Raw genomic sequence first — 21,974 nt, 5'->3', positions numbered from 1 at the left:
AATATTTTATATTAAATTAATATTATATAAGGAGTGAAATTTTTATGTTTAGTTACATAAATAAAAACATTAAAAAGCAATTGGCTGATAACGATAGCACCCAAAACAGCCCTCAAATAATTCTATTAGAAGAGTATTTAAATGAAAATCCTAAAACAGGTTATCTAGTATTTCAAATTACTGAAGATTCTCCACTTAAAGGTACACTACCCATTGCTAACGCCAGAATAACTGTAACAAAAAAATTAGGTGAAGATTATTTTTTTTCCAGAATGGTTACTACAAATGAGGATGGAAAAACAGATCCAATACCTCTACCAACAGTTGATGCTACCCTTTCTATGAATCCCGAAATTATTAAACCATATTCAACATATAACGCGAAAATAGAAGCAGCAAATTATAATTCCACCAATGTATATGATATACCTATATTTGATAATATTACATCAATTCAGCCTATAAATTTATTTCCTAATGGTAATGAAAATCAAACTATTGAAAACGATATGAATATTTAAATGAAAGGAGATAAACGATGGTAATAATTAGTAGACCTAACGTCCCTCTCATTCCTGAATTAATTACTGTGCATCTCGGAGCTCCTGATGAAGAGGCTGAAAATATAACCTTGTCATTTCCTGATTATATTAAAAATGTTGCTTCAATTATTAATTATCCTACATGGCCGGAAAGTGCCATTAGGGCAAATATTTATTCTATAATTACATTTACCTTAAACAGGCTGTTTAATAATACTTACAGAGATCAAGGCTATAAATTTGATATTACAAATTCAGAATTTGATCAGCCTTTTGAACTAGAAAGAGAAATACCTGCAAATATTTCCTTTATAATTGATCAAATTTTTACTAGTTATCTTATTAGGCGAGGAGAACAAGCTCCTGCGTATACTCCTTATTGCGATGGAGTAAGTAAGGAATGTGAAGGTTTATCACAATGGGGAGCTGTTTCCCTTGCTAATATGGGATATAATCCTTATGGTATTATTAGATATTATTTCGGTGATGATATTGATATCGTAACAGATATCCCTGTTGATGCAAATTTTGAACCTTTCCCTCTATATCCATTAAAATTAGGTGCTTTTGGTCAAGATGTTTACACTTTGCAAAAAGAATTGAACCGTATTGGTGAAAATTATACTACTATTCCTAAAATTGAACTTGATGATGCAGGAATCTTTGGTGCTGAAACTGATGCAGCAGTAAAAGAGTTTCAAAGAATATTTAACCTTATTCAAGATGGAATTATTGGTTCTGCCACATGGTATAAAATAAAATATATTTATAATGATGTTAAAGGTCTAGGAGAACTTATATCTGAAGATTTTCCTGAAGAAATAGAAAGTAGAGTTGGGTGGAAGGAAGGCGACTCTGGAATTTGGATAAAATTATTACAATATTATCTTCGTGTAATGGGGTGTTATTATCCTGACATTCCAATTATAGATATTACCGGATATTTCGGTCCTGATACTACAGAAACTGTAAAAGCACTTCAGAAAAAATACAATATTGATGTTGATGGAATAGTAGGTATACAAACATGGTATAACCTTGAAAAGGATTATAAATCCATTGTTAATAATATCCCTGAAGGATGCTTAGAAAACAAAACTCTTTACCCAGGATATTTACTGTCAAAAGGCATGGCAGATCAAAATGTAACATTAATTCAAACATATTTACAAAAAATATCAGAGTTTTATCCGAACATTCCAAGGGTAGATATAACAGGAGTGTTTGACGATCAAACAGAAGCTGCTGTAAGAGCTTTTGAAAAAGAATTTGAACAATCACAAGGAACAGGATTAGTCGGACCTATTACTTGGAGTGAAATAGCAAGAGTATATGAAAATTTACCTCAAGAGGAGTGAAAAAATGGATATAAAAAATCTAGATGTAAATAAAAAGGTTGTAATACCAAGACCTGAAGTACCTGAAACAATAATCAGCCGTCCAGATTTGCCATTTATTCCTGAAACAGTAACTGTACATCTGGGAACTCCCGATGAACCTGCTGAAGAAATAACTTTATCATTTCCCGACTATATAAAAAATGTAGCATCAAGTGAAATCTTTCCTACTTGGCCTGAAAGTGCTATTAGAGCAAACATATATGCTCAAACAACTTTCACGTTAAATCGTATATTTACAGAATGGTATCGTAGCCGTGGATATGATTTTGATATTACAAATTCAACTCAATATGATCATTCTTTCGTTCCAAACAGAGAAATTTTTGCTAACATTTCTAATATTGTTGATGAAATTTTTAATACTTATGTTGTAAGACAAGGTAGAATAGAACCTGCATTCACTGCTTATTGTGATGGTGTGAATACTAAATGTGAAGGTTTATCCCAATGGGGTACTGTATCTCTTGCAGAACAAGGGTATACACCATATGAAATTTTAAAAAATTATTACGGTGATGATATAAATATTGTAACAGACGTACCTGTTCAAGCAAACTTTGAATCATATCCATTATACCCTCTTAGAATAGGCAGTTTTGGACAGGATGTCAGTACTATTCAAAATGAATTAAACAGAATAAGTCAGAATTACCCTTCTATTCCTAAAATAACACAAGATAAAGAAGGAGTATTTGGTGCAGAGACTGAAGCTGCTGTAAAAGAGTTTCAAAGAATATTCAACTTGACTGTAGATGGTATTGTAGGAAGTGCTACATGGTATAAAATAAAATACATATATAATGGCGTAAAAGGTTTAGGAGAACTGGTATCTGAAGGAATTACAGCTGAGGAAATAGAAAGTCCCTTTGATGTTTCTTGGCAAGAAGGTTCCACAGGCGTTTTTGTTAAACTGATACAATATTATGTACGCGTATTAGGATGTTATTATGATGACATTCCAGTTATAGAAATAGATGGTTACTTTGGTCCTGAAACTACAGAAGCCGTAAAAGCTATTCAAGCCAAATTTGGCATTTTAGTAGATGGTGTAGTAGGAATACAAACTTGGGCTGAACTTGACAAAGCATATAAGAATATTGTTAATAGAATACCTGAAAGTTGTTTAGAAAATAAAACTATTTACCCAGGATATATTCTATCAAAAGGTATGGCAGATAACAATGTAACGCTTATGCAAACATATCTGCAAAAAATTTCTCAATATTATCCGTATATACCAAAAGTGGAAATAACAGGTGTTTTTGATGAACAAACAGAAACTACTGTCAAAGCTGTTCAAAAAGAGTTTAATGTTGGAGAAGTTACAGGCTTAATTGGCTCTCCTAGTTGGAATCTTATATCAACTATATACGAGAGTTTACCTACTGAGAATACTGAAAATCAATAATTACAACTCCAATAACTTATGCTTATTACTGTATTATAAAAGGGAAAAAATATTATGATATTATTTCCCCTTTTTATTACAAATAATCTTTATTCAAATATTAATATTATATTTAATTTTATTAATCTTCAATTTTTTTTTGTTATTGACTCAGCTATGTTATTTTCTGTATTGTTACTATTGCTTTCAGGTCTTTCTAACCTTTCATTTTCTAATGAATAATCCATTTTATGAGTAACTTTTAACTTTCCTATTAAAAGTTCATAAAATCCTGCTGTAGCAACTGTCATATATGGAGTAAGCCACAAAAATCCAAATGATGAAGCAAAAATTCCAATATATAACATTAATGTGTATCCTCTAGACATATTCATATTTTCCATAAGCATGGCATTATTCATTATACTATCAGATGAAAGAGAATACATTGTCGCATACTTCATACTAAATATAAATAACATAGTAACAATAAAAACTGGAATAGTACATAAAATTGACCACCCTATAAAAGAAAGTTTAAGACAAAATAATTTCCATTTATTACCGTCCATTAATACTTTGCTTTTGTTTATTACCTCTAAAGCACCCATATCAGGATTATCAATTGCTAAGAAAAAACTTTGAGAATATTGAAAGCTGGCCCTAATAGGAAGTATTAATGCTATTAAAGCTGCAATAAAACAAATAATTGCAAAAATACCACCACCTACACTTTGACCAAGCATAGCACCTGCTATGGATATTATTCCTATTATAAAAAGAATAATTGATGGGATAGCCCATAAAAGAATAAATAATCCCGTTAGTATATAAATAGAAAATGCCCTTCCGAACTGCTCAAATCCAGAAAAAACTTGACTTGGAATAGTCTCTGAACCTCTGTGTATAGCAAGCATCATTTCTGAAAATCCAAAAAGCAAAGCACCTCCAACCAAAATATTATAAACCAATGATAAAAAGTCACCAATTGTACTATTTGAACCCAATACAAAGTCAATTATTAAAGTAGGTATATAACTAGCTAAAAAATATAAAAGTGTTCCTAATACAGCGATCTTCCATTTTTCTGCCAGCATCTGTCTTGCAATTGACCTCATATTAAAAGCACTTTCTGTTACTATAATTTTATTCTCCATTTCTAATTCTCCAAATCTCCCTTCCATTACTTCATGTCTTATAAAAACTCATTTTTATAAGTTTTTCCTTATTTTTCTAAATAACTTAGACATATATTATTTAATAGTATATCAGTATTTATAATTTGTCAATATACTGTAATTATTTGATTTTTAGTTTTGTCTCCATAAATGCTACAATAGCTTTAAAAATTACAATAATTAGTATATACTAATTACATTATTATTTTTTATAAAAATATTCTATTATAAATTACGACAAAATTGGAGGTCTGCATAATGATAAAATTAGGATTAATAGGTGAGAAGCTATCTCATAGTCTTTCACCTGAGATTCACAAAAAATTTATGGAACAAAACAATATTGATGGCAGCTATGAATTAATTGAAATACCAATGGAGAATTTTGAATCTGACTTTAATGTTTTAAAAAAGTCCAATTATACAGGTGTAAATATTACTATTCCATATAAAGAAAAAGTTATTCCCTTATTAGATGAAATTTCACCGCAAGCTAAATTTATAGGAGCCGTGAACACAGTCCTATTTAGAAATGGCAAAGCAATAGGATACAATACAGACTATAATGGATTTGTCTCAACTATACAGCATAATAATACTAAAATTAAAGGAAAATCTGCTGTCATTTTAGGAGCAGGAGGTGTATCAAAAGCTGTGATAAAAGGACTTTTAGATGAAGGAATTTCTGATATAACTATCGTCAGCCGCAATAAAAATAATTTTCATTCACTATATACTATATCATATGAATTTTTTAAAGAAGCTAATATAAAATGCGATATACTTATTAACTGTACTCCTGTAGGTATGTATCCAAATGTAAATGCTTCTCCTATTTCAAAAGACCTTATCAAAGCAGAAGTTGCAATCGATATGATATATAACCCAGAGAAAACTTTATTTTTAAAATATGCAGAAGAACTAGGTATTAAAATTATTAATGGAAGCCATATGCTTTATGAACAAGCTATAGCAGCTCAAAAAATTTGGAATTCTTAAAAATAAAAAATGCAGGTCTTCAAAAGAAGACACTGCAATTTTTTTATTTATTATGCTATTTATATACTAATATAAGTTAGCAAAGATTTCTCTAATTTCAGCATCACTTAGTGGAACATAGTTGTTAGCAAGTAATCTCTGCTGATTTTCTACTGTTGACTTAGTAAATTCATCAATCTGTGCTTCAGTCATTCCATAATCTTTCAATGGCTTCTTAACAATTAATTTATTTAAGAATTTTTCTAGTTCATCATAAACTTCAGGTCCATCTGTACAACCTAAAATATCAGCGAATATTTTATTTGCTTGCTTAATCTTACCATCAGGATTTTTTCTCATGTACATCTTAAAGACTTCTGTAAAGAATTGATAATTTGCTTCACCATGAGCAACGTGGAAAGCAGCACCAATTGAGTATGATAATGCATGTACTGCGGCACAACCAGCATTTCCGAAAGCTATACCTGCATAATTTGAAGCTAATACGAAATCCTTAAGATATTTAAGTCTTTCATCTTCTCCTTTTGCAACAACTTCTTTATATCCAGCCATAATCATTTCAATAGCCTTTAATGAATACATTTCTGTAAATGGAGATGCTTTTGGAGATAAATATGATTCAATAGCATGAATTAAAGCATCAATAGAACTTGTTACAAAGAACTTATAAGGAAGACCCTTCACTGTTTCAGGAACAAGTACTGCTGTATCTGCATATGTTTCTTCAACTGCGATACCTTTCTTTGTATGAAGTGATTTTAATTCCGCAATTGCAACGTTAGTTACTTCTGAACCAGTACCGCAAGTTGTTGGAACTACAACTAATTCCTTAATCTTCTTAGGAGGTACTTTTCCTGTAAATAAATCTACAGATTGTTCAGGTACATCTAAAGCTAATACTTTACAAATATCTACGATTGTACCACCGCCAAATGCAATAATCCTCTTAAAATTATATTTCTTCATTTCAGCAGCCATAGCATTAATCATTTCGTCTGATGGTTCACCAGAACCGAACTTTTCTTGTAAAATTACATTTGTATCAATGCCTAAAGGAGCAACATAAGGTGTATACATCCACTCATTAGTCACTAAAAGATCATCTTTACCAATTTTAAATTCATCATTAAATTCTTTAAAAGTATCGAAATAAAATACCTTAGGTACCACTCTTAATGCTTGCATTATAAATCCTCCTTAAAATTTAGCGTTAAAACGCTTTTCAAATTCAACTTTTAATTCTTCTCTGAAATCTGGATGAGCAATAGCTATAAGAGCCCTTGCTCTTTCCTTTAATGTCTTTCCTTTAAGAAGTGCAATTCCATATTCAGTAACAATATAATGAACGTCATGTCTTGAAGTTGTTACCGCTGCTCCATGATCAAGGAATGGAACTATCTTTGAAATCTTTGTACCATCCTTCTTCTTCGCTACAGATGGCATAGCAAGTATGTTCTTACCCTTTCCATCAAGTGACATTGCAGCTCCTCTGCAAAAATCAACCTGTCCGCCTACTCCTGAGAACTGTCTTGTTCCAATGCTGTCTGATACAACTTGACCCATAAAATCCACAGACAAACAACCGTTTATGCAAACAAGTTTTGTACTCTGTGCAACTACACAAGGATGATTTACATAATCAACTGTACGCATTTCAACGATAGGATTATTTGCAGCAAAATCATAAAGTCTCTTTGTTCCCATTAAAAATGTAACAGTCATCTTACCATTATCAATGCCCTTCTTAGAACAGTTAATAACACCTGCTTCATAAAGATCTACAACACCATCAGAAATCATTTCTGAATGTATTCCTAAATCTTTTTTATCTTTTAATGATTGTAATACTGCATCTGGAATTGCTCCAATACCTAATTGAAGTGTAGATCCATCTTCTATTAAGCTGGCACAGTTTTTACCAATAGCAAGCTCAACTTCTCCAATCTTTGGAAGACCAATTTCTGGAAGAGGATGTGATGTTTCAACAATTTTATCAAATTCACTTACATGTGCAAATGTCTCTCCATAAACAACAGGTACTTGATCATTTACTTCTGCTAAAACAATCTTTGCAGATTTAATTGCCTGCATTGTATAGTCGGAAGATACTCCAACGCAACAATAACCATGTTCATCTGGTGGAGATACCATAACCATAAATACATCAATAGCAAAAGTGCCGTTTCTAATATAACTAGGAACTTCGTGGAAGAATACAGGTGTAAAATCTCCGTGTCCTTCTTCTATAGATTTTCTTGTAGATGGACTTGTAAACCATCCATTAAATCTGAAGTTGTCTTTATATTCCGCATGGGAATACTCACCTTTTCCTAAAGTTACCATGTGACAAACTTCTACGTTTTTGTATGCTGCTGCATTTGCTACCATTGCATCAACAAGTACCGGTGGTTCTGCAACAGCATGGGCAAAAGCTACTCGATCTCCAGATTTAATACTTTTAACAGCTTCTTCTGCAGTGCATTTTCTGTCACTATAAATTTTTTTCCAATCCAAATCAATTTCCTCCTATCATAATTTTTTATTTATTAATTTAATTGGAGATAATCCTCTCGATTTTTTCAATTACTTCTGGTAAATGTTTTTCATCCCACATCTTAATAACCTCGGTTTTCCAATTATATTGTTTGTATGATGCACAACAATTAGTACAGCCGCCGATAATTAATAGGAAGTCATAAGTTTTACCCTCTTCTGCTATGACAAAATCTACTCTGTGTGTAAAATGTTCTTTTATTTTTTTAAAGGCTTCTCCTCTATCATATCTGGGATTGCAGCCACCACAAAATTTTACTCCGCATATCATGGGACTCTCTCCTTACCTATTTTATATACTATGTATTCTGATAATTCTAAATCTCATTAAAATATTTTATTAAACCGTCGAAGAGATTCTCCGACGGTTTAATATCATTATAAAGTCTAAAAGGTTCAAATTATTTTTTGATACCAATAATATCTTTTGCTAAGCCCTTCTTCATTTCTGTATTACCTTGACGAGAAATCATAATTCTTTGAGCCTGTGGAGAACCTGCCCCATGCATAGATTCTGTTCTGTAACCAACAGCAGCTGCACCAAGACAAATATTCTCTAAAAATCTAAGCACTTTCATTCTATCTTCAGTACTTACATTAGCATTACCTGCAAAGTACTTATTACACCAGTCTCCAATAGTCTTATCACCTTTACCTGCTTTAACAGTTGAATGGAAGTCTTTATGTGATGGCATTGTTACCATTAGACCACCTGCAATATCTTCAGCAAGTCTTACAATTTCATAAGGGAATCTAGTAACATTTTGCTTACATACATTTGCAAGAAGAAGATCAATCTGATAATTACCAGCTTTTGTCTTCCAACCTTCAGCTGAACATGCAATACCACAGCAATATAATGTTTCATTTAAGTGAGTCATCTCAATAAGCTTATCTTTGATGTGAGAAGCCTTCTGTGCTCCATTATATTCAGCAGCAAGTGCAGCAGCACCAATTACTACATCACCTACTCCTACTTTACATCCACCATATGATTCTCTATGATAACCGGCAAATCTTTCTACCATCATAGTAGCAAATTCGTATTCTTCACACATAAATACTCTTTCGTTTGGAATAAATACATCATCAAATACAACTAATGCTTCCTGTCCACCATACTTTGGATTACCAACATCTATGCTGTCAGGATCTTCCATTTTTCTAGTATCACATGATTGTCTTCCGTAAATCATAAAGATTCCTTCAGCATCTGATTCAATAGAGAATGAAATAGCATACTCTTTATCATCTTCACCCATAGCCATTGTAGGCATGATTAAATGTTCTTGTGAGTTAATACAACCAGTTTGATGAGCTTTTGAACCTCTTACAACAATACCATCAGCTCTCTTTTCTACAACATGCATAAACATATCCTTGTCCGCCTGCTTATGCGGAGGAAGACCTCTATCTCCTTTAGGATCAGTCATAGCACCATCTACTACTAAATCGTTTTCTTGAACAAATTCAAGATATTTCTTAAAACGTTTATGATATTCGGTTCCATATTTTTCATCAATTTCAAAAGTCGTTGAATATACAGCATTAAATGCATCCATACCTACACATCTTTGGAAGCAAGAAGCAGTCTTTTGTCCAAGAAGTCTTAACATTTTAACTTTTTTAATTAAATCATCAGTACTCTGATGAATATGCGTAAATCTATTTATAGTTTTACCTGTAAGATGTGATTTTGTTGTCATAAGATCAGTATACTGAGGATCTTCAGCTAATTTGTGAGTCATTGCTACACAATCAATTGAAGGTCTTATCATAGGGTGGTCTACCCAATTATCAATTTTCTCTCCCATTAAATAAACTTTTGTGTTTAATTTTCTTAAGCTCTCAATATATTGAGCTTCTGTCTTTAATGCCATAATGCGTCCTCTCCTTTTTATATATCCTGGATACTATAGCAGATAGTTAAGCCCCATTGCCACCCATCATACTATGCTCCATAATTAACCATTTAACTAAACGTGCAAATTTTATGCCGCAATAATACTTATTTTTCTTTTTTTAACAATTTTCGCGCCATGTCCAAAAGTTCATCACTTACAGATGTGTCAAGTACAACATCCTTGACTTCCGGTACTTCTTTAAGGACAATAGTTTTAACCACGTCCTCAATAGTATATTGTGCTGATGGACAAGAACTACATGCTCCCGTTAGTCTCACATATAAGACACCATTCTCAAATTTTGCAAGCTGTACTCCTCCAAAGTGAGATTCTAAAAGCGGACTAACCTGCTCATCAAGCACTTTTTTAATTTTTTCTTCCATAGGCTATCACCTCTATCTACAATTTAAACTTTTACAATATATATTAAATAATATATGAAAAAGTTACTTTTTTAAAAAACGTAGAATTTTGTTAATAGATTTTTAAAATAATTAGTTTTAATTTGTTAAGTATTGTGTTATAATTCACAGTTATATAATATATTAACAAATTAATCTGACCATGATTAATATAATTTTGTTTATTACATTAAATACTCATAAATTATATATATTACTTAACTATATATATAATACTGCAATTAAATGCGTTTTACAATATGTAAAAAAAAAATAAGAATTTTCAGAAAGGAATGTGAAATTAATGATAAAGGAAAGACACATTAACACTAATTGTATTCAAGCCGGATATACACCAAAAAATGGAGAGCCTAGGATAATCCCAATTTATCAATCTACTACTTACAAATACGATTCAAGCGAACATATGGGTAAACTTTTCGATCTTGAAGAAAGCGGTTATTTCTATACAAGACTTCAAAACCCAACCAATGATGCAGTAGCATCAAAAATTGCAGCCTTAGAGGGAGGGGTTGCTGCAATGCTTACTTCTTCAGGACAAGCTGCAAACTTTTATGCAATTTTTAATATATGTGGTGCAGGTGACCATTTTATAAGTACATCTGCTCTTTATGGTGGTACTTATAATTTATTTGCTGTAACAATGAAAAAACTCGGAATAGAAGTTACTTTTGTAAATCCGGATATAACTGAAGAAGAATTACAAAAAGAATTTAAATCAAACACTAAAGCAGTATTTGCAGAAAGTATTTCGAACCCTTCTCTTGTTGTATTGGATTTTAAGAAATTTTCTACTGCTGCACATAAAAATGGTGTACCTCTTATTGTGGATAATACTTTCCCTACTCCGATAAACTGCCACCCATTTGAACACGGAGCAGATATTATAACTCACTCAACGACTAAATATATGGATGGTCATGCAACAAGTGTGGGTGGAGCCATTGTTGACAGTGGAAATTTTGATTGGATGGCTTATGCAGATAAATTCCCAGGATTAACTGAACCTGATGAATCCTATCATGGGATAACCTATGTAAAAACCTTTGGTAAAGGAGCATATATTACTAAAGCAACAGCTCAATTAATGCGTGATCTTGGATCAATTCCATCCCCCCATAATGCTTTTCTATTAAATATAGGATTAGAAACATTATTCTTAAGAATGGAAAGACATTGTCAAAATGCATTAGAAGTAGCTAGAATGCTAGAAAGTTCAGATAAGATTTCTTGGATAAACTATCCTTCTTTGAAGGGAAGCAAATATTATGATTTAGCTCAAAAATATATGCCTAACGGAACATGTGGTGTTATAGCCTTCTGTATAAATGGTGGTCGTGAAGCAGCTGTTAAATTTATGGATAATTTAAAACTTGCTGCTATTGTAACTCATGTTGCAGATTCACGTACATGCGTATTACATCCAGCCAGTGCTACTCACAGACAGCTTTCTGATGAGCAGCTTAAAGACGCAGGAATAGATGCTGGTTTAATAAGACTCTCTGTAGGTATAGAATATATTGATGATATCATTGAAGATATAAAGCAAGCTTTAGAACAAGTTTAAGAATAGATAATTATACAAAATATCACGTTTTAAACAAGAGGTTCAAATATGAACATTAATTACAAACGCTGCATTATAATAACTTCATATATAGATGGGCTAATAAAAGATTGTATTGATATAAATTGTGATGATTATATTATATGTGCTGATGGAGGATATAATTTAGCAGAAGCAGAGAAGATTATGCCTAATTTAGTAATAGGCGACTTTGATTCTTTTAAAGGTCATATTCCCATCAGCATTGAAACAATAAGAACTACTCCCGAAAAAGATGATACCGATACATTATTATGTTTAAAAACCGGTATTCAAAGAGGGTTTAATGACTTTATTATATGCGGAGGAATCGGCGGTAGATTAGATCATACAATTGCTAATATCCAATGTCTTTCCTATGCTATTGATAATAAAATCAGGCTTTGGATAAACAGCAAGAACGACAAAGTTGCAATGATTGAAGATATGCAGATAAAACTTTCCTCTTGCCAAAAATATAAAAAAGAAGGTTATAAAATTTCTCTTTTTTCATATACAGAAAATTGCACTGGAGTCTGTATTCAAGGTGTTTACTACCCCTTAATCAATGCTGATTTAAAAAGCAATTTTCCATTGGGCGTCAGTAATGAATTTATTGAAGATACAATTACAATAAGTAATACCACAGGAAAATTATTAATTATTTTATCCAGAGAATAATATTATATAAAAAAAACTGTTTCAAGATTCATCAATCGTGATCGAAACAGTTTTTTATTTAAAAAATTATTTTAGCTATGTTAACATCATTAGCAAGGCTCTTAAAATTATAAAGAATAAGCACCTTATCGAATTCATTTTCGTTCAAGTAATCACTAAGCTTAACTCCTATAGATCTTAAATCTATTACTGTCACCTCATCAAAATTATATGTTAAAAACGGAGTAAAACAATTTGCATATGAATCTTTAATAATTAGAATTTTTGTCTTTTTATCAGTTTTATTTATCTTATTGTTACTTATTATTTTAGTAATCCCATTATTTCCATATAAAAACATTCCATATTTATCACGTGATTTTAATTTTGAAAAATCATAAATTCCATTTTTGTCTTTTCCATCTATTGTTACTCTTTCTATTGGTATATCATAATAAGTTATTATATCGGGCTCTGCATTAAAAACTTTACACTTATTAAAATAACTTCCATAGAAATCCTTTTCAACTTTTTTAAATTCAGATAATTGTTCCACGCTAATAATAGGAAGACTATATTGTTTCATAAGCTGCTCATAAGCAATGTATGCTCCTTGAGTTGTCCAATGATGATCTGTTTTATAATACTTTAAATTTAAATCATTTAAATTTAAAATTTCTGTTTCTTTTCCATTATTATTATTTATTTTTTTTATCTTATCATCTATATCATTAATATATGTATATTGATTTAAATTATCAAGACCGTAAGGTAATTTATCTTGATTTTTCATATATGAATTTGGAATAATCCCAAAAGTTACTGGATATTTACAATCTTTTATAAATTCCATAATAAAGTTTACATTTTTATTTAGTCTAGTTTCATTCATTATCTTATATTTTTCAAACAAATAATGATCTGTTCCATATATTATTCCGTTATTTTCCACCTTTGCAAGTATAAATTCCACCCTGGACTTAATGTCTATCCATTCATCTCTTCCTAGTATTTGATCATCTATGTATTCTTCATAATCTTTTGTATATTCATTAGATATAATTTTCTCTAAAGTTGGATTTGGTCTTTGAACCAGTACTCTATTCTCTAACTGAGAATAAGACTTATCATGAGTAAAAGTATCTAAAACAGTGAATCCAAATACAATAAGAGTAAATAAAATAATTAAAGGATATCTTAAAAGTTTCTTCATGCATATTGCCTCTTTCTAAAATCTAAAGTATAAAAATGGATTATAAGAAGAATCCACAATATATGCTACAGTAATAATAAATAATACTAACAATATAATAGTTCTGACAGCTCCGTTTTTATTTAAATGCTCCCAAGGTTTTTTCAGTATTGGTGTAGAAAATACTCCTGCAAGAATAAATACCATAAAATAATTTCTTATATAATAAACAACATCTGTACCTATATCAAATGCAAATAACCTTGAAAAAAATAATTGAAGATCATTAAAATCCGTAATAGCAAATACAGCCCATCCAATCATAGTTAAAATAATAAAATATACTCTTGAAAATATCTTTGATAATAGATGCTTACCTTCTAATATATTTAGTAAAAATAATTTTTCTAAACTGATCAGTATAAAGAAAAGTAAACCCCAAAACACAAAATTCCAACTAGCTCCATGCCAAAATCCTGTTACTGCCCAAACAAAAAACAAGTTAAAATAATGCCTTAGAGTACCTTTCCTATTCCCTCCCAAAGGTATGTACAAATATTCTCTGAACCAAGATCCTAATGTAATATGCCAGCGTCTCCAAAACTCTGTCATACTTTTTGAGATATAAGGATAATTAAAATTTTTAGGAAAATTAAAACCAAGCATTTTACCAAGACCTATAGCCATTAAAGAATATCCACTAAAATCAAAATATATTTGAAATGTAAAAGCTAATATGCTAAGCCATGCAAGAGGAGATGAAATATTGGAGAAACCAAGCTCTGATGCTTCATCCCAAAGTGAACCTATAGCATTTGCTATTAAAACTTTGCTTGCTAGTCCGAAAATAAATAATTCTATCCCATCCCTTATTTGATCAAAATCTACTTTTCTATTCTTTAATTCTTTATTTATATCTGTATATCTTACTATAGGTCCTGCAATTAACTGCGGAAACAAAGCTACAAATGCACCAAAATCAATAAAATTCTTTTCTGCTTTTACTTTTCCCCGATAAACATCTATGCTATAAGACATGATCTGAAATGTATAAAAACTTATTCCTAAAGGAAGAGCTAATTCTAAATTAGATATACTTACATTGAACAAATTATTTATATTATCTATAAAAAAATCACTATATTTAAATAATCCCAAAATACCTAAATTAGTTATCATAGATATACTTAATAAAAGCTTGCACAATCTTTTATTATTAAATTTCTTTTCTATTTTATTAGAAATATAAAAATTTACTATTATTGCTAAAAAAAGTACCGGAATATAATGAATTTCTCCCCAGGAATAGAAAATTAAACTTAACAAAAATAAGGAAAAATTTTTATATTTTCTCGGTGTTAAATAATACAACAAAAAAGCCAACGGCATAAATCTAAATATAAATATTAAACTGCTAAATACCATATATTACCTCATTTATTTTATATTAATATTAAAAATGATTATTTCAATTAATCAGTATAAAAGGAACTCAAAGCCAAGCTTTAAGCTCCTTTTGTGATAGTTTTTAAAATATTGACATAATCTGATTATATTATAATTTTTTATTCATATATTATACTCTAATTTTATTTTAAAAAAAAGGCCTGTAAAAAAAATGACAAGTCTAAATTAATAACAATTATTTACAATTATTAATAAGCAATACTTATTATTCTCTTCACAAAGCTATGCATATAATTCCATAATATGGTCTTCATTCTTTCATTATTTTTTAAGGAACTTTTATTTCTTAAAAACAAATATACTTATAATTTGAATCATTAAGATGTGAAGAAGTGGCTACTATTTTCAAATATTTCAGGTAAATTATCTGAAAATTTCATGCATGCATAATACATCCTTTTGTTCGTTGATTTTTTAAAGTTTAAATGGTAATATAATTTTATAACTTAATTCAAATATGGAGCATTATGCTCTAATTTAACAATAGAAAGGAAGTATATTCATGTATCAAAATTTAAAGTATGAGGTAAAAGATAGCATAGCATATATAACTGTAAACAGACCAAAATCTTTAAATGCTCTTAATGGAGAAGTATTAGATGATTTGCTTGCAGCTTTTACAGAAGTAGAAAAAAATCCTGAAGTTAAAATAGCTATTTTAACAGGAGAAGGAAGAGCTTTCGTTGCCGGTGCTGACATTTCTCAAATGGTAAACTTAACCGGTTTAGAAGGGCAAGAATTAATGAAGCAAGGTCAAAAAGTCATGAACTTTATCGAAGAAATTACAAAGCCAGTTATTGCTGCAATAAACGGTTTTGCACTAGGTGGCGGATGTGAGCTTGCTATGGCATGTGATATAAGGGTTGCATCTGAAGCAGCCAAATTCGGGCAACCTGAAGTAAATCTTGGAATTATACCTGGTTTTGGAGGTACACAAAGACTTCCAAGATTAGTAGGAAAAGGCATGGGAAAATATTTGATAATGACAGCTGAAATGATTGATGCAAATGAAGCTTACAGAATTGGATTAGTTGAAAAAATCGTACCTGGTGATGAATTGATTTCTACTTGTGAAAAAATTGCAAAAACTATAATGTCAAAAGCTCCTATTGCAGTTAAGCACGCTAAAATTGCAGTAAACAACGGAATTATGCTTGATGTTAAAACAGGTGTAGCTTATGAAGGTGAAGCATGTGCTGCTCCATTCTGCTCTGATGATAGAAAAGAAGGTATGAATGCATTCTTAGAAAAAAGAGCTGCTAAATTTGAAAACAAATAATATAACTTATACATAAAAATTAACTAAAAAGGATTTAAACTGAAATCAGTTTAAATCCTTTTTATTATAGAGAAACATAAACTAAAAAAATACATATCCATTTAATTATCAATTAAAACAGCGCTTCTTTATACGTTTATAATTATTATACTGGTTTTGGTAATCTTTCATTTATCATATTCATTAAATTATCAGTACATTTTATAGGATCAACAAAATTTCCATCTTTAACAGGTACTAAAGTTATTTTTTCTGCCTTAAAGACTCCACCAAATATCTCTCCTATTTCTGAATATTTATATTTAAGAAGTTGATCTGTCATTTCATAAATAATATCTGAAGTATCTTTAAAGCCCATTTCAACTTCAAAGACATGTGCAATTTCAGAGGCAATCTGCCAATTATTAAAGTCAATTTCTTCATATACAGCAGCTTCTACAGATTGTAATCTTCTTTCTGTATTTGTATATGTTCCATTTGCTGCTGTAAATCCTGTCCCCGGTATTATGACATCTGCCTTTTTAGCAGTTTCAGTTATATGAGTATCAGAAACCATTAGGAACTCCAAATCGGATAAATCAATTTCAGGATCTTCGCCAAATATAATAAGTGCTTTAACACCCTCCATAGCTTCAGCTCCTTTTCTAATTCCAAGATCTATAAGTCCCTGGCTGTTATTTTTGGGCTTAATTTGGAGAATACCATCTCTAGGACTTCCAATATGACCGGAAATAACTGCTATATCAGCAAGAAGAGTTGCCGTATCAGTTGTAACAAAATTTTGCTGGAACACAATCATAGCTTTTTTTGCTTTACTATAAATCTCTGCAATTTCCTTTGCCTCATTACTTACAGTTACATTTTTTACTGTATCAGAAAAGGCTTCAAATCCATCTTTATCAATAGACTTCATTTCACAAAGTACTTTAGCAATCTGCTTAAGGAAGTTATTATCATTATTTGTATATATAACTTTTTCCGCAAAATCAAAGCTTTGCTCATATCCTTGTGGATTAATTAAAATTACTTTTGCGCCATTTCTAGCGGCTTTTCTTAGCTTTAATTGTATAACAGGATTAAAGTTTGTAACAAACCCAGTAACAAGAATTACATCTGTAGAAATTAATTCCTCAATAGTATTTGGTGATGCATCAAAACCAAGAACCTTAGCTATACCACTTTCTCTATTATTAAAGCATAGAGTCTTTGCTCCAATACTTTTAGCTAATTTCTTCATTACATATGCTTCTTCATTAGTATATCTGTCTGAAATAGCCACCGCTACAGTATCTCTACCATATTTAGCAGCTACTGATTGAATTTTTTTAGCGGTTAATACAAAAGCCTCATGATAATCTGTTTCTTCAAAATTCCCATTTTTCTTAATCATTGGATCAAGAATTTTTCCTTCTAATTCTGAACAATCAAATCCAAACTTTCCTTTGCCGCATAAAAGTCCATTATTTACCGGACCTTCTTTATTCGGTATTGCTTTTATCAACATATTCCCATATGTTTCAATATGCATACTGCATCCTACCGAACAATAAGCACATGTTGTTTCTGTTTCATCTGTTGGAAGAGGAACAGATTTATTTATCGTAAGTCTTTCTTGAATAGCTCCTGTAGGACATACATTTACGCATTGACCGCAAGAAACACAACCAGATTCTATAAGAGGTCTTTCCAATGTTGGTTTAATAACAGTATCAAAGCCTCTTGATACAAGACCTAATGCACCAACACCCATAACTTCATCGCACATACGAACACAAAGTCCGCAAAGAATACATTTATTAGGATCTCTTACGATAAACGGATGATCATCATCATCATCAATTTTATTTACATCACCTTCAAATCTCTCTGGTTCTACTTTATATTGATTTGCAAAATCTATAAGCTTACATTCAAAATAATCATGACATCCACATTCTAAGCATCTGCTTGCATCATCCATTGCTTGATCTATGTTATATCCGAAAACAACCTCAGAAAAATTATCTTTTCTTTCTTCAGGACTCAAATGCTCCATCTTAGGTCTGCATTGTCTTTCTCTATCTTCAAAAGTTTTTTCTGTTATATCATCTCTTTTTACTACATATGGTTTTTCATATTTAATAGATTCTCCTGCTAAATATGCGTCTACAACAACTGCACCTCTCTTGGCATCTGCTATAGATTCAATCGCAATGGATATTTTATCATTTCCACAATCTCCCCCAGCAAAGACCCCTTCCATACTAGTCATAAAGGTCTGTGTATCATATACAATACCCTTTTTCCTCGTCAAATCCAAGTCTTCTAAACCATAAGAATCAACAGCCTGACCAATGGCTAAAATCATAGTATCAATATCAATAGTTTCTGTTTTACCTTCAATTGGTTTAGGTGCTCTTCTACCAGATGCATCAGGCTCTCCAAGTTCCATAATTTGAAGCTTTACTTGTTTTACATGCCCATTTTCATCTTTTATTACTTCTATTGGATTAGTTAAGTTTTTGAAAATTACGCCTTCTTCTTCAGCTTCTTCTATTTCAACCATATCTGCTGGCATTTCTGCTTTTGTACGTCTATAAATATTATAAACCTTTTTTGCACCAAGTCTTACTGCTGTTCTACATGCATCCATAGCAGTATTACCACCGCCTACAATAGCAACATTTTCACCTAATTGGATTTTTTCATTTCTGACTACTTTTCTTAAAAGATCAATTCCTCCTACAACTCCATCTGCATCCTCACCTTTACATCCAACTCCTGTTGAAACCCAAGCTCCAATACCAATGCATACTGCATCATAATCTTTTCTTATAGTGTCAAGTGTAATATCTACGCCAATCTTTGTATTTGCAATTAATTCTACACCCATCTTTTCAATTAGATGAATTTCTTCATCCAAAATTTCTTTAGGTAATCTATATTCAGGAATACCATATCTTAACATACCGCCGAATTTAGGCATTGCTTCATAAACAGTAACATCATGCCCCATTCTTCTCAAGAAATAAGCCATTGTAAGTCCATATGGTCCACCACCGATAACAGCTACTGCCTTACCTGATGGCAACGCAATTTCAGGCATAAATGGATCTTCTCCAAATAAATCAGTATCAGCAGCAAATCTTTTTAGCCATGCAATAGAAATAGGCTCTTCTATCAGCTTTCTTCTGCAATTGTCTTCACATGGATGTGGGCAAACTCTACCTATTGCACCTGGCAAAGGAATTGTTTCTTTTATTAATTCAATGGCTTCCTTAAATTGTCCGTTTGCAATAAGCCCTACATATCCTTGGCAATCTGTCTGAGCAGGGCAGGCTAAGACGCATGGAGGTCTGCAATCTCCAACATGGTTTGATAAGAGTAATTCCAAATTTGTCTTTCTCGATTCTATTACTCTTTCTGTATTTGTTTTAATAATCATATCTGGTACAATTTCCGTTGCACATGCTTTAACCATCTTTGGATTTCCTTCAACCTCTACAACACAAATTCCGCAAGAACCATAAATCTCAGTCCTTTCATCAAAGCAGAGAGTAGGAATGAAAATATCGTTTTCTTTTGCTACTTCAAGAATAGTCTGACCTGGTAAGCCCTGAACTTCTTTTCCATCGATATTTAATCTAAACTTTTTCATTTATTTCACCTCTCCTCTCTAATCCCTTTCAATCGCATTGAACTTACATGATTCTTCACATTTTCCGCATTGAATACATAAATCTTGATCTATTACATGCTTACCTTTAAGTTCACCTTTAATTGCATTAACAGGACATTTTTTTGCACAAAGAGTACAACCTACGCACTTATCCGTAATAGTAAATTTAAGTAATGCTTTACATGATTTTGCTGTACACTTTTTATTATATATATGGTCTTCATATTCATTTCTAAAGTATTTTAATGTTGTAAGAACCGGATTCGGTGCCGTTTGACCAAGACCGCATAAAGAACCTTCTTTAATTTTTATAGCAAGTTCTTCAAGAAGTTCAATATCTCCGTCTTTACCTTTACCTTGAGTAATTCTTTCAAGGATTTCCAACATTCTTTTTGTTCCGATACGGTAATAATTACATTTTCCGCAAGATTCTTTTCTTGTAAAGTCAAGAAAATATCTTGCCATATCTACCATACAAGTACTTTCATCCATGACAATCATACCACCTGATCCAACAATAGCACCTGTCTTTGTAATATGTTCATAATCTACTAAAGTATCAATAAGCTCAACCGGAATACATCCTCCTGACGGACCTCCCATCTGAACAGCTTTAAATTCTTTATCATTTTTAATCCCCTCACCGATTCCATAAATAATTTCTCTTAGAGAAAGCCCCATTGGAACTTCAATCAATCCACCCTTTTTAATTTTTCCTGCAAGAGCAAAGACTTTAGTCCCTTTACTTTTTTCTGTGCCCATTGCTCCAAAAGCACTTCCACCATTTAAGATTATCCATGCAATATTTGCATAGGTTTCTACATTATTAATATTTGTAGGTTTTTGCCAATATCCCTTTTGCGCAGGAAATGGAGGCTTTAATCTTGGCATTCCTCTTTCACCCTCAAGTGAAGCAATAAGTGCCGTTTCTTCTCCGCATACAAAAGCACCTGCACCTGCTTTAATTCTTAAATCAAAGCTAAAATCTGTTCCAAAAAGATTTTTACCAAGAAAGCCATTCTTTCTTGCCTGCTCCATTGCTAATTCAAGTCTATGAATAGCTAAAGGATATTCCGCACGAACATAAATAACTCCTTCAGATGCTCCTATTGCAAAGCCTCCTATAATCATTCCTTCTATTAATGTATGGGGATCACCTTCCAATACACTTCTATCCATGAAAGCTCCCGGATCACCTTCATCAGCGTTACATACTATATATTTTTCTTTGCCAGGAGATTGTTTTGCTGCATTCCATTTAAACCATGTTGGAAAACCAGCACCGCCTCTGCCTCTTAAGCCTGAAACCTTTATTTCTTCAATAACCTCGTCCTGAGTCATTGAAGTAATTACTTTTCTAGTTGCCTCATAACCACCTACTGCAATATACTCTTCAATTTTTTCAGGATTTATAAGACCACAATTTCTTAAAACTATTCTCTTCTGTTTAGATATAAATTCCTTATCAACTTCAGAAATTTCTAAATTTGTTGCTATTTCGCCATTTATCAAATGTTTATCAACTATTTCTGAAACCATATCAGGCTGTACCCTTACATATCTTGTTATTTTTCCTTCATCATCATACACATCTACAATAGGTTCCAAATAACAAGTACCAATACACCCAGTCTTGTCGACAAATATATTTAATCCCTTTTCTTTTATTTGATGTTCAAACTCATCAGCCGTTTTTTTAGCTCCTGTAGCAACACCACAACTACCTTGACCAACAATTACTTTCAATT

16 protein-coding genes and 3 pseudogenes are annotated in these 21,974 nt (G+C 31.4%); 7 read left to right on the top strand and 12 right to left on the bottom strand.

The genetic code is table 11. From position 1 onward, the window contains the following. Positions 1–44: 44 nt before the first annotated feature. Genes K292_RS0100355 through K292_RS15425 form a run of 3 tightly spaced genes read left to right on the top strand, consistent with a single transcriptional unit; the run spans position 45 to position 3,350 of the window. Positions 45–521: a hypothetical protein gene (locus tag K292_RS0100355; protein WP_027398168.1), complete on the top strand. Its 477-nt coding sequence runs from the start codon at positions 45–47 to the stop codon at positions 519–521. Positions 522–538: 17 nt separating this feature from the next. Continuing rightward, on the top strand, positions 539–1,900 hold the full coding sequence (locus K292_RS0100350; RefSeq protein WP_037372081.1) for a peptidoglycan-binding domain-containing protein: 1,362 nt from the start codon (positions 539–541) through the stop codon (positions 1,898–1,900). A gap of 4 nt (positions 1,901–1,904) precedes the next feature. Beyond that, the gene (locus tag K292_RS15425) at positions 1,905–3,350 is read left to right on the top strand and encodes a peptidoglycan-binding protein (RefSeq protein WP_245570808.1); all 1,446 of its coding nucleotides are present in this window, start codon (positions 1,905–1,907) and stop codon (positions 3,348–3,350) included. 128 nt (positions 3,351–3,478) lie between these two features. On the opposite strand, the gene K292_RS0100340 is transcribed toward K292_RS15425, so the two are convergent. After that, on the bottom strand, positions 3,479–4,486 hold the full coding sequence (locus K292_RS0100340) for a DUF975 family protein (protein WP_169515398.1): 1,008 nt from the start codon (positions 4,484–4,486) through the stop codon (positions 3,479–3,481). A 279-nt stretch (positions 4,487–4,765) separates the two neighbouring features. Here K292_RS0100340 and aroE point away from each other — a divergent pair, with 279 nt between their 5' ends. After that, positions 4,766–5,506, top strand: a complete 741-nt coding sequence (gene aroE / locus K292_RS15420) for a shikimate dehydrogenase (protein WP_051280075.1) — start codon at positions 4,766–4,768, stop codon at positions 5,504–5,506. 66 nt (positions 5,507–5,572) lie between these two features. Here aroE and K292_RS0100330 read toward each other — a convergent pair whose 3' ends face one another. The 5 genes from K292_RS0100330 to K292_RS0100310 form a co-directional block, all read right to left on the bottom strand. Next, on the bottom strand, positions 5,573–6,691 hold the full coding sequence (locus tag K292_RS0100330; protein ID WP_027398165.1) for a 4-hydroxybutyrate dehydrogenase: 1,119 nt from the start codon (positions 6,689–6,691) through the stop codon (positions 5,573–5,575). A gap of 12 nt (positions 6,692–6,703) precedes the next feature. Continuing rightward, the gene (locus tag K292_RS0100325) at positions 6,704–8,020 is read right to left on the bottom strand and encodes an acetyl-CoA hydrolase/transferase family protein (RefSeq protein WP_027398164.1); all 1,317 of its coding nucleotides are present in this window, start codon (positions 8,018–8,020) and stop codon (positions 6,704–6,706) included. Between the two features lie 37 nt (positions 8,021–8,057). Beyond that, complete coding sequence (locus K292_RS0100320; protein WP_027398163.1) at positions 8,058–8,330, bottom strand: hypothetical protein; 273 nt, start codon at positions 8,328–8,330, stop codon at positions 8,058–8,060. A gap of 130 nt (positions 8,331–8,460) precedes the next feature. Next, the gene (locus K292_RS0100315; protein ID WP_027398162.1) at positions 8,461–9,939 is read right to left on the bottom strand and encodes a 4-hydroxyphenylacetate 3-hydroxylase family protein; all 1,479 of its coding nucleotides are present in this window, start codon (positions 9,937–9,939) and stop codon (positions 8,461–8,463) included. Positions 9,940–10,067: 128 nt separating this feature from the next. Beyond that, positions 10,068–10,346 carry a NifU family protein gene (locus K292_RS0100310; protein ID WP_027398161.1) on the bottom strand — a complete coding sequence of 93 codons (279 nt, stop codon included), beginning with the start codon at positions 10,344–10,346 and terminating at the stop codon, positions 10,068–10,070. A 322-nt stretch (positions 10,347–10,668) separates the two neighbouring features. Between K292_RS0100310 and K292_RS0100305 the strand changes: the two genes are divergently transcribed. Both K292_RS0100305 and K292_RS0100300 read left to right on the top strand, forming a co-directional pair. Continuing rightward, positions 10,669–11,952, top strand: coding sequence for an O-acetylhomoserine aminocarboxypropyltransferase/cysteine synthase family protein (locus K292_RS0100305; protein WP_027398160.1), 1,284 nt, complete (start codon positions 10,669–10,671; stop codon positions 11,950–11,952). Positions 11,953–12,000: 48 nt separating this feature from the next. Then, positions 12,001–12,651 carry a thiamine diphosphokinase gene (locus K292_RS0100300; protein ID WP_027398159.1) on the top strand — a complete coding sequence of 217 codons (651 nt, stop codon included), beginning with the start codon at positions 12,001–12,003 and terminating at the stop codon, positions 12,649–12,651. A gap of 58 nt (positions 12,652–12,709) precedes the next feature. On the opposite strand, the gene K292_RS0100295 is transcribed toward K292_RS0100300, so the two are convergent. Together K292_RS0100295 and K292_RS0100290 are read right to left on the bottom strand one after the other, a co-directional pair. Further along, complete coding sequence (locus K292_RS0100295; protein WP_027398158.1) at positions 12,710–13,843, bottom strand: DHHW family protein; 1,134 nt, start codon at positions 13,841–13,843, stop codon at positions 12,710–12,712. A gap of 15 nt (positions 13,844–13,858) precedes the next feature. Beyond that, on the bottom strand, positions 13,859–15,001 hold the full coding sequence (locus tag K292_RS0100290) for an MBOAT family O-acyltransferase (RefSeq protein ID WP_330364865.1): 1,143 nt from the start codon (positions 14,999–15,001) through the stop codon (positions 13,859–13,861). A gap of 790 nt (positions 15,002–15,791) precedes the next feature. Here K292_RS0100290 and K292_RS0100285 point away from each other — a divergent pair. After that, positions 15,792–16,568, top strand: a complete 777-nt coding sequence (locus K292_RS0100285) for an enoyl-CoA hydratase-related protein (protein WP_027398156.1) — start codon at positions 15,792–15,794, stop codon at positions 16,566–16,568. Positions 16,569–16,713: 145 nt separating this feature from the next. Here K292_RS0100285 and K292_RS19480 read toward each other — a convergent pair. The 4 genes and pseudogenes from K292_RS19480 to K292_RS0100275 all read right to left on the bottom strand — a co-directional run. Further along, a pseudogene (locus tag K292_RS19480) lies at positions 16,714–18,375 on the bottom strand (molybdopterin-dependent oxidoreductase); the annotation flags it as partial. Between the two features lie 381 nt (positions 18,376–18,756). Beyond that, positions 18,757–19,638, bottom strand: a pseudogene (locus K292_RS19475) (FAD-dependent oxidoreductase); the annotation flags it as partial. A 51-nt stretch (positions 19,639–19,689) separates the two neighbouring features. Next, a pseudogene (locus tag K292_RS19470) lies at positions 19,690–20,205 on the bottom strand (2Fe-2S iron-sulfur cluster-binding protein); the annotation flags it as partial. A gap of 18 nt (positions 20,206–20,223) precedes the next feature. Beyond that, positions 20,224–21,972, bottom strand: a complete 1,749-nt coding sequence (locus K292_RS0100275; RefSeq protein ID WP_027398154.1) for an NADH-quinone oxidoreductase subunit NuoF — start codon at positions 21,970–21,972, stop codon at positions 20,224–20,226. Positions 21,973–21,974 lie beyond the last annotated feature (2 nt).

This window comes from Anaerovorax odorimutans DSM 5092, assembly GCF_000426305.1.
Taxonomy (GTDB): Bacteria; Bacillota; Clostridia; order Peptostreptococcales; family Anaerovoracaceae; genus Anaerovorax; species Anaerovorax odorimutans.
This window is presented reverse-complemented; position numbering and strand designations above follow the sequence as displayed.

Bases quoted from the DNA above. Each gene is read 5' to 3' on its own strand.
- K292_RS0100285 (WP_027398156.1), top strand. From the start codon at position 15,792: ATGTATCAAAATTTAAAGTATGAGGTAAAAGATAGCATAGCATATATA.
- K292_RS15425 (WP_245570808.1), top strand. From the start codon at position 1,905: ATGGATATAAAAAATCTAGATGTAAATAAAAAGGTTGTAATACCAAGA.
- K292_RS0100320 (WP_027398163.1), bottom strand. From the start codon at position 8,330: ATGATATGCGGAGTAAAATTTTGTGGTGGCTGCAATCCCAGATATGAT.
- K292_RS0100350 (WP_037372081.1), top strand. From the start codon at position 539: ATGGTAATAATTAGTAGACCTAACGTCCCTCTCATTCCTGAATTAATT.
- K292_RS0100355 (WP_027398168.1), top strand. From the start codon at position 45: ATGTTTAGTTACATAAATAAAAACATTAAAAAGCAATTGGCTGATAAC.
- K292_RS0100300 (WP_027398159.1), top strand. From the start codon at position 12,001: ATGAACATTAATTACAAACGCTGCATTATAATAACTTCATATATAGAT.
- K292_RS0100295 (WP_027398158.1), bottom strand. From the start codon at position 13,843: ATGAAGAAACTTTTAAGATATCCTTTAATTATTTTATTTACTCTTATT.
- K292_RS0100290 (WP_330364865.1), bottom strand. From the start codon at position 15,001: ATGATAACTAATTTAGGTATTTTGGGATTATTTAAATATAGTGATTTT.
- K292_RS0100305 (WP_027398160.1), top strand. From the start codon at position 10,669: ATGATAAAGGAAAGACACATTAACACTAATTGTATTCAAGCCGGATAT.
- K292_RS0100310 (WP_027398161.1), bottom strand. From the start codon at position 10,346: ATGGAAGAAAAAATTAAAAAAGTGCTTGATGAGCAGGTTAGTCCGCTT.
- K292_RS0100330 (WP_027398165.1), bottom strand. From the start codon at position 6,691: ATGCAAGCATTAAGAGTGGTACCTAAGGTATTTTATTTCGATACTTTT.
- aroE (WP_051280075.1), top strand. From the start codon at position 4,766: ATGATAAAATTAGGATTAATAGGTGAGAAGCTATCTCATAGTCTTTCA.
- K292_RS0100340 (WP_169515398.1), bottom strand. From the start codon at position 4,486: ATGGAGAATAAAATTATAGTAACAGAAAGTGCTTTTAATATGAGGTCA.
- K292_RS0100315 (WP_027398162.1), bottom strand. From the start codon at position 9,939: ATGGCATTAAAGACAGAAGCTCAATATATTGAGAGCTTAAGAAAATTA.